Source organism: Nocardioides sp. NPDC057772 (genome assembly GCF_042798075.1).
Classification (GTDB): domain Bacteria; phylum Actinomycetota; class Actinomycetes; order Propionibacteriales; family Nocardioidaceae; genus Nocardioides.
In genome coordinates this window covers 1-13,400 of sequence record NZ_JBHVKN010000138.1, presented here as the reverse complement: position 1 = coordinate 13,400, position 13,400 = coordinate 1, and the positions used below count along the sequence as shown (strand labels likewise).

Annotated in this window: 12 protein-coding genes and 1 tRNA gene; 8 read left to right on the top strand and 5 right to left on the bottom strand. The window is 68.6% G+C overall.

Going from position 1 to position 13,400, the window contains the following annotated elements; translation table 11 throughout:
- Positions 1 to 10 precede the first annotated feature (10 nt).
- On the bottom strand, positions 11 to 3,754 hold the full coding sequence (locus ACFVJS_RS19760) for a multifunctional oxoglutarate decarboxylase/oxoglutarate dehydrogenase thiamine pyrophosphate-binding subunit/dihydrolipoyllysine-residue succinyltransferase subunit (protein WP_378883798.1): 3,744 nt from the start codon (positions 3,752 to 3,754) through the stop codon (positions 11 to 13).
- Between the two features lie 220 nt (positions 3,755 to 3,974).
- On the opposite strand from ACFVJS_RS19760, the gene ACFVJS_RS19755 reads away from it, so the two are divergent.
- Together ACFVJS_RS19755 and ACFVJS_RS19750 are read left to right on the top strand one after the other, a co-directional pair.
- Positions 3,975 to 4,652, top strand: coding sequence for a hypothetical protein (locus tag ACFVJS_RS19755; protein WP_378883795.1), 678 nt, complete (start codon positions 3,975 to 3,977; stop codon positions 4,650 to 4,652).
- A complete protein-coding gene (locus ACFVJS_RS19750; protein ID WP_378883794.1) occupies positions 4,649 to 5,596 on the top strand; it encodes an LCP family protein in 948 nt (315 codons plus the stop codon). Before ACFVJS_RS19755 ends, ACFVJS_RS19750 begins: the two co-directional genes overlap by 4 nt.
- Here ACFVJS_RS19750 and ACFVJS_RS19745 read toward each other — a convergent pair.
- Positions 5,593 to 6,441, bottom strand: coding sequence for an alpha/beta fold hydrolase (locus ACFVJS_RS19745; protein WP_378883791.1), 849 nt, complete (start codon positions 6,439 to 6,441; stop codon positions 5,593 to 5,595). The genes ACFVJS_RS19750 and ACFVJS_RS19745 overlap by 4 nt on opposite strands.
- A 134-nt stretch (positions 6,442 to 6,575) precedes the next feature.
- Here ACFVJS_RS19745 and ACFVJS_RS19740 point away from each other — a divergent pair, with 134 nt between their 5' ends.
- The gene (locus ACFVJS_RS19740; RefSeq protein WP_378883788.1) at positions 6,576 to 7,337 is read left to right on the top strand and encodes a lysophospholipid acyltransferase family protein; all 762 of its coding nucleotides are present in this window, start codon (positions 6,576 to 6,578) and stop codon (positions 7,335 to 7,337) included.
- Positions 7,338 to 7,340: 3 nt separating this feature from the next.
- Here ACFVJS_RS19740 and ACFVJS_RS19735 read toward each other — a convergent pair whose 3' ends face one another.
- Positions 7,341 to 7,607 carry a hypothetical protein gene (locus tag ACFVJS_RS19735; RefSeq protein WP_378883785.1) on the bottom strand — a complete coding sequence of 89 codons (267 nt, stop codon included), beginning with the start codon at positions 7,605 to 7,607 and terminating at the stop codon, positions 7,341 to 7,343.
- An 85-nt stretch (positions 7,608 to 7,692) separates the two neighbouring features.
- On the bottom strand, positions 7,693 to 8,298 hold the full coding sequence (locus ACFVJS_RS19730) for an acetoacetate decarboxylase family protein (RefSeq protein ID WP_378883782.1): 606 nt from the start codon (positions 8,296 to 8,298) through the stop codon (positions 7,693 to 7,695).
- A 105-nt stretch (positions 8,299 to 8,403) separates the two neighbouring features.
- Between ACFVJS_RS19730 and ACFVJS_RS19725 the strand changes: the two genes are divergently transcribed.
- The 3 genes from ACFVJS_RS19725 to ACFVJS_RS19715 all read left to right on the top strand — a co-directional run bounded on the left by ACFVJS_RS19725 (position 8,404) and on the right by ACFVJS_RS19715 (position 10,090).
- The gene (locus ACFVJS_RS19725; RefSeq protein ID WP_378883779.1) at positions 8,404 to 8,610 is read left to right on the top strand and encodes a DUF4287 domain-containing protein; all 207 of its coding nucleotides are present in this window, start codon (positions 8,404 to 8,406) and stop codon (positions 8,608 to 8,610) included.
- Positions 8,611 to 8,765: 155 nt separating this feature from the next.
- A complete protein-coding gene (locus ACFVJS_RS19720) occupies positions 8,766 to 9,608 on the top strand; it encodes a class I SAM-dependent methyltransferase (protein ID WP_378883776.1) in 843 nt (280 codons plus the stop codon).
- A complete protein-coding gene (locus ACFVJS_RS19715) occupies positions 9,605 to 10,090 on the top strand; it encodes a hypothetical protein (RefSeq protein WP_378883773.1) in 486 nt (161 codons plus the stop codon). Before ACFVJS_RS19720 ends, ACFVJS_RS19715 begins: the two co-directional genes overlap by 4 nt.
- Before the next feature lie 33 nt (positions 10,091 to 10,123).
- Here ACFVJS_RS19715 and ACFVJS_RS19710 read toward each other — a convergent pair.
- Positions 10,124 to 10,196 (bottom strand) — tRNA-Arg (locus tag ACFVJS_RS19710).
- Positions 10,197 to 10,282: 86 nt separating this feature from the next.
- On the opposite strand from ACFVJS_RS19710, the gene argS reads away from it, so the two are divergent.
- Both argS and lysA read left to right on the top strand, forming a co-directional pair.
- Complete coding sequence (argS, locus tag ACFVJS_RS19705; RefSeq protein WP_378883771.1) at positions 10,283 to 11,947, top strand: arginine--tRNA ligase; 1,665 nt, start codon at positions 10,283 to 10,285, stop codon at positions 11,945 to 11,947.
- Positions 11,947 to 13,332 carry a diaminopimelate decarboxylase gene (gene lysA, locus ACFVJS_RS19700; protein WP_378883768.1) on the top strand — a complete coding sequence of 462 codons (1,386 nt, stop codon included), beginning with the start codon at positions 11,947 to 11,949 and terminating at the stop codon, positions 13,330 to 13,332. Before argS ends, lysA begins: the two co-directional genes overlap by 1 nt.
- Positions 13,333 to 13,400: the final 68 nt, after the last annotated feature.

Genomic DNA, 13,400 nt, shown 5'->3' with positions numbered 1-13,400 from the left:
GATCCAGGGATCAGGCGAAGGCGCGCTCGATGAGCTCCTTCTGCTCGACCGTGTGCCGCTTGATCGTGCCGACGGCGGTGGTGGAGGAGGCCGGGCGGGTGACCGGCTCGACCTCGCGACCCAGCTCGGGGACCACGTTGAGGTAGTAGCTCGGCCACGGGCCCTGGTTGAAGGGCTCGTCCTGAACCCACTTGACCTTCGCGTTGGGGTACTTCGCGAGCTCGGCTGCGAGCTGCTCGGTCGGCCACGGGTAGAGCTGCTCGACGCGGACGATCGCGACGTCGTCGCGGCCCCGCTTCTTGCGCTCGACGACGAGGTCCCAGGTCAGGCGGCCGGAGACCACCATCACGGTGGTGACCTTCGAGGCGTCGGCCTCGGCGTCGCCGATGACCGGCTGGAACGAGCCCGAGGTGAAGTCGGCCGGCTGCGAGGCAGCCTCCTTGCGGCGCAGCATCGACTTCGGGGTGAAGACGATCAGCGGCCGGTGCTCGGCACCGAGCGTGTGCGTACGCAGCAGGTGGAAGTAGGACGCCGGGGTCGAGGGCTGAGCCACGACCATGGCCTCGTCGGCGCACAGGGTGAGGAACCGCTCGATGCGCGCCGAGGAGTGGTCGGCGCCCTGACCCTCGTAGCCGTGCGGCAGCAGCAGCACGACGCCGGAGTCCTGGCCCCACTTGGTCTTGCCGGCCGAGATGTATTCGTCGATCACCGACTGGGCGCCGTTGACGAAGTCGCCGAACTGCGCCTCCCACATGACCAGCGCTTCGGGACGCGCGACCGAGTAGCCGTACTCGAAGCCGAGGGCGGCGTACTCGGAGAGCAGCGAGTCGTAGACGTAGAACTTCGCCTGGTCCTCGGTCAGGTTGTTCAGCGGGGTCCACTCATCGGCGTTCTTGCGGTCGATGATGGTCGCGAAGCGCGAGGCGAAGGTGCCGCGACGCGAGTCCTGACCGGCCAGACGCACCGGGCGGCCGTCGAGCAGGAGCGAGCCGAAGGCGAGGATCTCGCCGGTGCCCCAGTCGATGTTGCCCTCGGTGATCGCGGTCGCGCGACGCTGCAGCTGCGGCATCACCTTCGGGTGGACCGTGAAGCCCTCCGGCGGGGTGACGTAGGCGTCCGCGATCCGCTTCAGCACATCGTTGGTGATCGCGGTGACGGTCTCGCCGGCAGGCTTCTCCGGGTAGTCCGGGACGGTCTCCCAGGCCTGCGGCATCTTGTCGGCCTCGCGCACCTCGGTGAAGACCTGCTCGAGGCGGGCCTGGTAGGCGGCCAGCACCTGCTCCGCCTCCTCGATCGTGATGTCACCACGACCGATCAGCGACTCGGTGTAGAGCTTGCGGACCGAGCGCTTCTGCTCGATCAGGTCGTACATCATGGGCTGGGTGAACGACGGGTCGTCGCCCTCGTTGTGACCGCGGCGGCGGTAGCAGATGAGGTCGATGACGACATCCTTGTTGAACGCCTGGCGGTATTCGAAGGCGAGCCGCGCGACGCGCACGCAGGCCTCCGGGTCGTCGCCGTTCACGTGGAAGATCGGCGCCTGGACCATCCGCGCGACGTCGGTCGCGTAGAGGGATGACCTGGACGATCCGGGAGACGTCGTGAAGCCGACCTGGTTGTTGATGACCAGGTGGACGGTGCCACCGGTGCGGTAGCCACGCAGCTGGGAGAGGTTGAGCGTCTCCGCGACCACACCCTGGCCGGCGAAGGCGGCGTCACCGTGGACCAGCAGCGGCAGGACCGGGAAGACCTGGCCCTGGTCGAGCACGTCCTGCTTGGCGCGGGCGATGCCCTCCAGGACCGGGTCGACGGTCTCGAGGTGGGACGGGTTGGCGGCGACGGAGACCTTGATCGTGTCGCCCAGGTCGGAGACGAACTCGCCCTCGGCGCCGAGGTGGTACTTCACGTCGCCGGAACCCTGGACCGTGCGCGGGTCGATGTTGCCCTCGAACTCGCGGAAGATCTGGTTGTAGGACTTACCGACGATGTTGGCGAGCACGTTGAGACGACCACGGTGGGCCATACCGATCGTGACCTCGTCCAGACCCGCCTCGGCCGCGGCCTCGCAGACCTCGTCGATGACCGGGATCGCGGTCTCGCCGCCCTCGAGCGAGAAGCGCTTCTGGCCGACGAACTTCGTCTGCAGGAACGTCTCGAAAGCTTCGGCCTCGTTGAGCTTCGACAGGATCCGGAGCTGCTCCTGGCGCGGGGTCTTGTCGTAGGGCCGCTCGACGCGGTCCTGGATCCACCGGCGCTGCTCGGGGTCCTGGATGTGCATGTATTCGATGCCGGTGGTGCGGACGTAGGAGTCACGCAGGACACCGAGGATCTCGCGCAGCTTCATGAACGGCTTGCGGCCGCCGGCGAAGGAGCCGACCGGGAACTCGCGGTCGAGGTCCCACAGGGTCAGGCCGTGCGACTCGATCTGCAGGTCGGGGTGCGAACGCTGCTTGTATTCCAGCGGGTCGGTGTCGGCCATCATGTGACCGCGCACGCGGTGGGCGTGGATGATCTCGCCGACCTTGACCTGCTTGGAGATCTGGTCGTCGTGGGTGGTGTCGATGTCCTGGTTCCAGCGGATCGGCTCGTAGGGGATCCGCAGCGACGCGAAGATCTCGTCGTAGAAGTCGTTCTCGCCGAGCAGGAGCTTGTGGACGGTGGCCAGGAACTCACCCGACTGCGCACCCTGGATGACCCGGTGGTCGTAGGTCGAGGTCATCGTCATGATCCGGGAGACCGCGTTCTGGGCGAGCTTCGCGGGGGAGGCGCCCTGGAACTCGGGCGGGTAGTCCATCGAGCCGACGCCGATGATGGCGGCCTGGCCCTGCATCAGCCGCGGCACCGAGTTGTTGGTGCCGATGCCGCCGACGTTGGTCAGGCTGACCGTGGTGCCGGAGTAGTCGGACATGGACAGCTTGTTGTCCTTGGCCTTGCGGACGATGTCCTCGTAGGCCGTCCAGAAGCCGGCGAAGTCCATCAGCTCGCAGCCCTTGATGGACGGCGCGACGAGCTGGCGGGTGCCGTCCTTCTTCTGCTGGTCGATCGCCAGGCCGAGGTTGATGTGCGGCGGGGTGACCATCGTCGGCTTGCCGTCGATCTCGGCGTAGGTGTTGTTCATCGCCGGCATCGCCTTGATCGCCTTGATGATGGCGTAGCCGATGAGGTGGGTGAAGGAGACCTTGCCGCCGCGGGCGCGCTTGAGGTGGTTGTTGATGACGGTGCGGTTGTCCCACAGCAGCTTGACCGGCATGTTGCGCACGGAGGTCGCGGTCGGCACCGAGAGCGACACGTCCATGTTCTTGGCGGTGGCGGCAGGGATGCCGCGCAGCGTGGTGTAGGTCGGCTCGTCGGTGACGGCGACGGCGGTCGGCTTCGGGGCGTCCTTGGGGGTGGGCGTCGTGGTGCCCTTGGCCGGCTCGGCGGCCTGGGCGTCCGGGCGCGGCTTGGCCTTGGGGGCCGGAGCGGCCTTGGCCGCCGGCGCCTCGGCCGATGCGGGGGTGGTCGGCGCGGGCGCATTGGCCGGCGCGGCGGAGACCGGAGCCTTGGCTGCCGGAGCGGCGGGCGTGGCCGGGGCCGCGGCGCCGTTCGGCGACGCGCCAGGCTGTCCGTTGGTCTCGAAGAACTTCACCCACACGGGGTCAACACTGCTGGGATCCTTCGTGTACTGGTCGTACATCTCCTCGACCAGCCACTCGTTGGCGCCGAATTCCGCGGGGATGTCGGCAGTGTTGGGGGACGGGGTGCCTGAGGACACGGCTTGATTCGCCTCTTCCGAATTTTCGCACTGTAAGAAATGGGTTGCCCACGAGCAAGGCTAGCCCCACGAACACGCAAATGCCCGATGCAGGTTCTTCCTGTGGACAGGATGTAATCCGTCACACATCTTGCGTTACCTCCCGGGGGAAGTTGCAACCCGGGTCGATGTGCGTATGGTGGCCCGGTCCCGGAGCAGGTCGATGAGGTGGATTCCCCACATGACGAGCAGCAGTACGAAGCCCCGTAGACGGGTCAGCCCGCGCGTCGCGACGGCACTCACGGCGGCGGTACTGAGCGGCACTCTCGCGCTCGCCGGATGCGGTGGTGAACCCGACAAGCCGGCCGCCTCGCCGTCCCCGTCGCCGGCCCCTCCGCCGACCGTGAAATCTGCCGCCAAGCTCATCCACGTGCAGGGCAAGTTCCCCAGGAGCCGGCACCAGGCGGTCGCCACGAACGTGGCCAAGGTCGTCGACCGCTGGCTGCAGGCCGCGTACGTCGGGGGTGCCTACCCGCGCGCGACCTCCACCTTCACCGCGAAGTCGTTCCCTGGTTTCTCCAAGGGCGCGGTCGCCCAGGCGGGCAAGCAGATGACCCTGATGAGCAACGCCACGATCGCTCCCCAGATCGACGGGGTCGAGGTCGTCTCCAGCGATGTCCACGTCGACCTGCTGGCCAACAACAACTACCCGGTCGGGGCGGTCGCGCGGGTGCGCCTGGTCTACGACACCACCGGTGACCGCGAGTCGCGGCAGACTGTCCGCGGCAGCCTCGACATGGTGCCGACCGAGACCTCCTGGGCGGTCTTCGGCTTCAACATCACCCGCGAGGAGAAGTCGGCGCCGGACCCGTCCTCGGCGCCCTCCGCCTCGCCGAGCTCCTCGGGAGACAAGTCATGAGCCGCATGACGACGTTCGTACGCCGCCGCTTCCTGACCACGCTCGCGCTCGGTGTGGTGCTCGCGCTGACCGCCGTCATGGTGCCCGACGCGCAGGTCGCCGAGCCGCGCGCCGAGCTGATCGCCACCAAATGGGCCAAGGGCCTCGACGTGGCCAAGTTCACCCGCAAGGGCGGCACGATCTGGGTCCTGGCCGTCGGCTCCGACGCCCGCCCCGGCCAGAAGACCACCCGCAGCCGCGGCGACGCGCTGCACCTGATCGGCTTCAACCCGTCCTCGGGCTATGCGACCGACATCAGCATCCCGCGCGACTCCTACGTCGACATCCCGGGGCACGGGCGCTCCAAGATCAACGAGGCGCTGCTGCTGGGCGGTCCGAAGCTGATGGGTCGCGCCGTCGGCAACCTCGTCGGCGTGCAGCCGCAGTACGTCTTCGTCACCTCCTTCTCCGGCATGAGCGACATGGTGATCGGGATCGGTGGCGTCGACGTCGACAACCCGCGTGCCTTCAGCGACCCGTACGTCGCGCCCTACGGTTTCAAGAAGGGTCGCATCCACATCAGCGGACCGCACTCCGTGGACTTCGCGCGTGCGCGCAAGACCCTGCCCGGAGGTGACTTCGACCGCTCCGCCAACCAGGCCCGCGTCATCCGCGGCATCCACCGCAAGATCGTCGCCCGTCAGCACGACGTCGGCTTCATGGCCAAGGGTGTCTCGCTGGTGATGCGGAAGATGCACACCACCGGCCTGTCCGGTCGCGACCTCTACCAGCTCGGCAACGCGGTCGCCGCGATCAACCCGGCGAAGATCCGCACCTGCGTCCTACCCGGCGGGATCGGCAACGCCGGTGCGGCCAGCGTGGTCTTCCCCAACGTCGGGGCCGCTCGGGCGATGGGCAACGACGCGCGCCACGACGGCCGGCTCAACCGCGGCTGCCGGGGCTAGCTCCTGCCGAGGACGAAGTCGCGCACCAGCGGAGCGATCCGCTCGGGGTGGTCGGCGACCACCCAGTGCGAGCCGTCGACCTCGCGGACCGTCAGGTCCGCGACGTACGGCTCCGGGGCCTCGGCGGCGAGCGTGCGGCTGACGTAGGCGTCGCCGGTCGGGGCGATGACCTGGACCGGGACGTGGACCGGCCGTGGCCGCGGGCGGCCCACCCGGGCGATCGCGTTGGCGCGGTAGAGCTCGAGGCCGTTGATCCGGTCGGCTCGGGTGCGGTCGACGGACGAGCCGCCGACGATCCGGTCGAGGATCCCGGAGCGCCAGGCGAGCTCCGGCAGCAGCGGCGCTCGGAAGAAGCCGATGTAGGTCGACTCAGCCCCCTGCTTGAGGCGTTCGAGGACGCCGCGGGCGGTCCGGCCGGGCGTACGCAGCCAGGCGCCGGCCTGGTCGAGGCTCGGCCCCGAGACCGAGGTGAACGACGCGATCCGCTCGGACGGTACGTTGCCCGCGACCGCCTCCCAGGTTTGCGTCGAGCCCCAGTCGTGGCCGAGCAGATGCACCGGCGCCGACGGGCTGACCGCGTCGATGACCGCCTCCAGGTCCGCGTTGAGCTGCTCGATCAGATAGCCGTCGCGCGTCGCCGGAGCCTGCGAGCTGCCGTGGCCGCGTACGTCGTAGGTCACGATCCGCAGCTCGCCACCCAGGACCCTGACCAGCGGCAGCCAGACGCTGGAGTTGTCGGGATAGCCGTGGACGCAGACGAGGGTCGGGCGGGAGTCGCCGGGAGACCCGAAGTCGGTGACGGCCAGTCGGAGCCCGTCGGTGGTCGTCACGTACAGGGTGCTCACGCGACCACCTCCGTCGCGCGAGCGCCAGGATACGGACGCGGTCGCGTCTTGTTTGTTTGATTCATTCGCTGGCGCTCGCTCACGTGGCGAGGCTAGTCGGCCGGCGTTCACGCCGACGTGACACGATGCGCCCCATGGACATCAGCTATCCGGTCACGATCGCCGCGGCCCGCACCTGGTTCAAGCTCGGCGACATCAAGATCAACATGACCGGCGCGGAGCACATCCCCGAGAAGGGCGGTGCCCTGCTGGCGGTCAACCACCTCTCCTTCGTCGACTACATCATGGCCGGGTTCCCCGGCGCCGAACGCGGCCGGCTGACCCGGTTCATCGCCAAGAAGGAGGTCTTCGACCACCCCGTCGGCGGTCCGGTGATGCGTTCGTTCCACCACATCCCGATCGACCGCAGCTATGGCGCGGCCGGGATGAAGAAGGCCGTCGAGTATCTCCAGAACGGCGAGATCGTCGGGATCTTCCCCGAGGCCACGATCTCCCGCTCGTTCCTGATCAAGGACCTCAAGACCGGCACCGTACGCATCGCCGCCGAGGCCGGCGTCCCGCTGATCCCCGTCGTGCTGTGGGGCACCCAGCGGATCATGACCAAGGGCCAGAAGGTCGACCTGTCGCGCCACAAGACGATCGGCATCGAGATCGGCCCGCCGCTGCCCGTGACGGGGGAGGACCCCGCGGCGGAGACCGCCGCGCTCCGCTCGCAGATGGAGGCCATGCTCGACCGGCTCATCAAGGCACACCCGGCCGAGGAGCAGCCCCCGGGCTCGTGGTGGCTGCCGAAGGCGTACGGCGGCTCCGCCCCCACGCTCGAGGAGGCCGAGGCGATGTACGCCGAGGAGCGCCGTCTCCGGGCGCAGCGGAAGGCCGCCAAGAAGAGGGCGTAGCCGTCAGGTCGTGACGGTTGCGTGCTCGGCCGTCGTCATCGCGGTGATCGCAGCATCGAAGAGGTCATCGACGATGTCGTCGTGGCTGTGGGTCCTGCCCATTCGGGGATGCTGCCCAGTGGTGCCGATGAGTGCGGCGATGGCTTCGCCGGCCCCTTCGCTCACCTTCGCGACTCTCCCCCAGAGAACGGCTTCCGCGTCGCGATCGCCCTGGGACTCGTCGAGCCACCGGGACAGATACGCGAGCAGAGCCGGCGTAGCGTCGGTCATGCGGTCGGAGTCTAGGGCGGTTCCCGTAATTCGGTCGAGCCTTAGGTTTAGTGGCCAAGTGGCCGCCGGGTAGTCGTAGGGCGGCTCAGCCGAAGTCGACCTCGAAATCCTTGCCGCGGAAGGAGCCGAGCTTGGTGGCGCTGCGGAGGTAGGCGAGCGGGCCGTCGGGGTCGAAGTTCCAGGTGCCGCGCGCGGGGAGGAGCTTGGCGCCGCCCTTCATGGTGAGCCAGGCGGTGTCGGGGTGCTCCTCGATGCCGGGCTGCTCGACGTTGCCCTGCATCGGGATGCGCGGGGCGATCTGGGTGACATCGCTGAACGTCGCGGCCGCGATCGGTCCGTCGTCGTGGCTCGCCTCCCAGGTATGGGTCGAAAGCGGCCCCTTCTGCGATGACCCGCCGCTGAACTTGGCCAGCCCCTTCGGGATCGCCCACAACGTACGGCCGCCGGCCACGGAGTCGGGGGAGTCCACCCAGATGTCGACCACGCTCACCGCCTTCTTCCCGTTCGACGCGGTGATCACCCTGGCGGAGAGGAGCTCGTGGTAGGTCAGCGGGCTCGGCTCGACGTAGTCGACCAGGGCGACGGCGTAGATGCCCTTCGGGTGCCGCTCGTCGACATCGTGAGCGAGCCGGTAGACCGAGAGCCACATCGAGCCGTGCATGTGCCAAGGGGCTGGGGGATAGCTGGTCACGTGGGTCTCCCGAAATTTCTTGGATGGTCGTGTCGAAACGGTCGAGCGTGGTTCGACGCGTAGGCGTGTGGCGATCATCGCCACGATCTACCAAGGAGACCAGAGATGACCGACCAGGTGAAGGGCCCCGCCTCCTACTTCCCGTCCATCGAGAAGAAGTACGGCCGCCCGATCGCGGAGTGGCAGCAGATCATCCGCACCTGCGGGACCACCAAGCACATGCAGATCGTGGCCCACCTGAAGAGCGAGCACGGCCTCGGGCACGGCCACGCCAACGCCCTCGTCGCCCACACGCTCGCCGAGGGTCTGTGACGAAGTGCACACGGTCGTTACGCATGTGACGAATGGTGCGCCTCAGCTGTCACTGGCGTAACGACCGTGTGCGGTCGCCGGTATCACCCGGTCTCCGGCGAGACCCTCGCCCGTCACCTCGACCATCTGGAACGTACTGCTGGTTGACTTCGCCCATGCGCGATGGGCCATTGGAGATCACCGACCTGCTCTGGTCGGGCTCGGGTGATCCTGTCGTGCGGGCGGAGGCTGCGGGTCTGCTGCGGTCGCGAGGCCAGGCGCGGGCGGCGCGGATCGTGGAGCGGCTGCCGGCTCGGGACGGACTGCTCGACGTCGCGAGCACGGACGCGCTCGGGCTGCGGATCCATCGGGAGCTGCAGCGGCTGGGGGAGGAGCTGCAGCTGGCGCGCAGGGTGGCATCGGTGGTGCGTACGTTGCTTCCTGCCGGTTCCGCGCCCGTGAGGGTTGTCGACGTCGGCTGTGGGTTGGGGCATGTGCTGCGGTCGATCGCCGCGCGCGAGGATCTTCCGGCGCACGTGGAGCTGGTCGGGGTCGACCTCAACTCGGTGCTGGTCGCCGAGGCATCGCGACTGGCCACGCTGGAAGGGCTGGACTGTCGGTTCGTCTCGGGTGACGCGTTCGAGCCGGACGCCGTCATCGAGGACGGAGCACGGACTGTGATCGTGTCCAGTGGGCTCATGCATCACCTCGCACCGGCGGATCTGGATGGGTTCTTCGCCTCCCAAGCGCAGCTGGAGGTCGCGGCGTTCGCGCACTGGGACATCGCACCTTGTCTGTGGTCGACGATGGGCGCCTGGGTCTTCCACCAGGCTCGGATGCGCGAGGCCATCTCACGTCACGACGGCGTGATGTCGGCACGCCGGGCCCATCCGGCCGAGACGCTGTTGGCGGCCGCGGACCGAGCCGCACCGACCTATGCGGTCGAGGTGCGGGAAGGCTCGCGCTGGCATCCGAGGGCGCTCGACGTACTCCGCCCGCTCGTCGGGGTGCGCCGATGAGCCTGGCCATCCTGGCGCTGCTCGGCCTCCTCGACGGCGCCTTCAGCGGGTTCCGGTCCGCGCAGGGCCGCGATGGGCTCGTCGATCACACCCGTGAGGACCGGGTGGGCATGCTGCGTGGGCTGCTCCTGTTCGTGCTGCTGTCGGCTCCTGCCGCCGCCTTCCTCGCGATCGACCTGTTCCTGGGCCAAGGCCTTGAGGTGTACCTCTCGTCCGCACAACTGTTCTTGCTGGTCATCGCCCCATTTGCGGCCATCGTGTTGCTTGCGCTGGCGGCGTACGGGGTCCTGCGCTGGGAGCTGAGATACCTCGCTTCGGCGATCATCCTCGGCCCGTGCACGTTTCTGCGGCCGTACGTCGTGGCAACCGCCGCGGTCGCCATGGTCGTCCGCGCCGGTGAGGTGAGCGTGGCGATCGCTGCAACCCTGGCCGTCATCGCGGTGCTCGCGGTGGAGCCGGTCCTCGACAGTTGCGCGAAATGAAAGAAACCGCTGGTCACCCAGCGGTTTCAGATGTGCCCCCGGCAGGAATCGAACCTGCGGCCTACGGTACCGGAAACCGGCGCTCTATCCCCTGAGCTACGGAGGCAGTGCACCACCTGAGTGGTGCAGATGGAACCCTACAGGCTGGGACGGATAACGGTGAAACCGACTGGCGCTTATACGCTGGACCCCGTGACTCCTGAGCAGCTTTCCACCGCGGTCGTCGATGTCCTCACCGCGCTCGTCGATGAGGGTGCGATCACCCTTCCCGACGGCGTTCCGAGCACTGTCACGGTGGAGCGACCCAGGCAGAAGGGCCACGGCGACTACGCCACCAACGTGGCGCTGCAGCTGGCCAAGAAGGCAGGCACCAACCCCCGCCAGCTCGGCGAGCAGATCGCCGCGAAGCTCAAGGAGAGCGACGGTGTCGCCGACGTCGAGATCGCCGGTCCGGGCTTCCTCAACATCTCCGTCGAGGCCGGCGCCCAGGGCAAGCTGGCGGGCGAGATCGTCGCCGCCGGCAAGGCCTACGGCAACAACGACTCCTTCAAGGGTCACAACATCAACCTGGAGTTCGTCTCCGCCAACCCGACCGGCCCGCTCCACCTCGGTGGTGTCCGCTGGGCCGCGGTGGGCGACGCGCTGGGCCGGGTCCTGCAGGCGTCCGGCGCCGAGGTCACCCGGGAGTACTACTTCAACGACCACGGCGGCCAGATCGACCGCTTCGCGCGCTCGCTCCTGGCCTGGGCCCAGGGCAAGCCGGTGCCGGAGGACGGCTACGGCGGGGCGTACATCGAGGAGATCGCCAAGCAGGTCCTCGCCAAGGAGCCGAACGCGCTCGAGGCCGACGACCCGCAGGAGGTCTTCCGGGCGATCGGTGTGGAGCTGATGTTCGCCGAGATCAAGCAGAGCCTGCACGACTTCAACGTCGACTTCGACGTCTACTTCCACGAGGACAACCTGCACAAGTCCGGTGCCGTGGACCGCGCCATCGAGAAGCTCCGCGAGCTCGGCAACGTCTACGAGAAGGACGGCGCGATCTGGCTGGCGACCGAGAAGTTCGGTGACGACAAGGACCGCGTGGTCATCAAGGCCGACGGCAACGGGGCCTACTTCTCCGGCGACCTCGCCTACTACCTCGACAAGCGCGAGCGCGGCTTCGACCGCTGCTTCATCATGCTGGGCGCCGACCACCACGGCTACGTCGGCCGGATGATGGCGATGTGCGCCGCCTTCGGCGACACCCCCCACGAGAACCTCGAGATCCTGATCGGGCAGATGGTCAACCTCCTCAAGGACGGCCAGCCGATGCGGATGTCGAAGCGCGCCGGCACCGTGGTCACCATCGACGACATCGTCGGGGCGATCGGGGTGGACGCGGCCCGCTACGCGCTCGCGCGCTACTCCAGCGACTCCAACATCGACATCGACCTGGACCTGTGGGCCAAGGCCGACAGCGCCAACCCGGTCTACTACGTGCAGTACGTCCACGCGCGCACCTGCCGGATGATGGCCAACGCCGCTGACCTGGGCATGCAGATCGACCTCGACACCTTCGAGCCGGAGCTGCTCACCCACGAGCGCGAGGGCGAGCTCCTGCGCGCGCTGGCCGAGCTGCCGCGCGTGGTCGCGACCGCCGCCGAGCTGCGCGAGCCCCACCGGGTCGCGCGCTACCTGGAGGACACCGCCGGGATCTTCCACCGCTGGTACGACGATGACGACTGCCGGATGCTGCCCAAGGGCGACGAGCCGGTGGCGCCGGTCAACCTCGCCCGCCTGGCACTCGTCTCCGCCGCCCGCACCGTCTTCGCCAACGGCCTCGGGCTGCTCGGCGTCTCCGCCCCGGAGCGGATGTGATGACGGCCCACGCTTCGCCGGGTTCGTTCACCGGCACCTCTCCGGTCTGGCTGAAGACGCCCGAGGACGTCAACGCCCTGGTGCCCGCGCTCTGGTCGGCGACGGCCGAGAAGAACGACGGCGTCCTCACCGTCGGCGGCGTCGCGGTGCCCGATCTGGTCGCCAACATCAACACCCCTGCGTACGTCCTGGACGAGGCCGACTTCCGCGAGCGGGCCCGCGCGTTCCGCGACGCCTTCACCGGCTACGACGTCTACTACGCCGGCAAGGCGTTCCTGTGCACCGAGGTCGCGCGCTGGGTGGCGCAGGAGGGGCTCTGCCTCGACGTCTGCTCCAACGGCGAGCTGTCGGTCGCGCTGCGGGCCGAGGTGGATCCGGCCAAGATCGGCTACCACGGCAACAACAAGACCCCGATGGAGCTGCGCCGGGCGATCGTCGCGGGCGTCGGGCGGATCATCATCGACTCCTTCGCCGAGGTCGAGCGGGTCTCCGCGATCGCCGCCGAGACCGGCATCACCGCGCGCGTGATGGTGCGGGTGACCGCCGGGGTCGAGGCCCACACCCACGAATACATCGCCACGGCCCACGAGGATCAGAAGTTCGGTTTCTCGATCTCGTCGGGCGACGCCTTCGAGGCCGTACGCCGCCTGCTGGACGCCCCGAACGTCGAGCTGCGCGGACTCCACTCCCACATCGGCTCCCAGATCTTCGACTCCTCCGGGTTCGAGGTCGCCGCCCGGCGGGTGCTGGCGCTGCAGGCCCGGATCCGGGACGAGCTCGGCACCGAGCTGCCCGAGATGGACCTCGGTGGCGGCTTCGGCATCGCCTACACCACCCAGGACGACCCCTCGACCCCCAAGGCGCTGGCCGAGGAGCTCACCGCGATCGTGGAGCACGAGTGCCGCGGCTTCGGCCTCGCGGTGCCCCACCTCTCGATCGAGCCGGGCCGGGCGATCGTCGGGCCGTCGATGTGCACGGTCTACACGGTCGGCACCGTCAAGGAGGTCGCCCTCGACGGCGGCGTCACCCGGACGTACGTCAGCGTCGACGGCGGGATGAGCGACAACATCCGTACGGCTCTCTACGACGCCGACTACTCCGCCACGCTTGCTGGCCGGGCCTCCTCGGCCGCGCCCGTGCTCGGCCGCGTGGTCGGCAAGCACTGTGAGGCCGGCGACATCGTGGTCAAGCACGAGTTCCTGCCCGCCGACATCGCTCCCGGTGACCTGATCGCGGTCCCCGGCACCGGTGCCTACGGGCGCTCGATGGCTTCCAACTACAACCACGCGCTGCGGCCGCCGGTCGTCGCCGTCCGCGACGGCGAGGCCCGGGTGATCGTCCGGCGCGAGACCGAGGACGACCTGTTCGCCACCGACATGGGTTGAGGCGTCGCGGGGCCGGATGTTCGTCTAGGTATGTCGCCAAGCCGTCGCTTCCCTCGTGGAGTTCCACC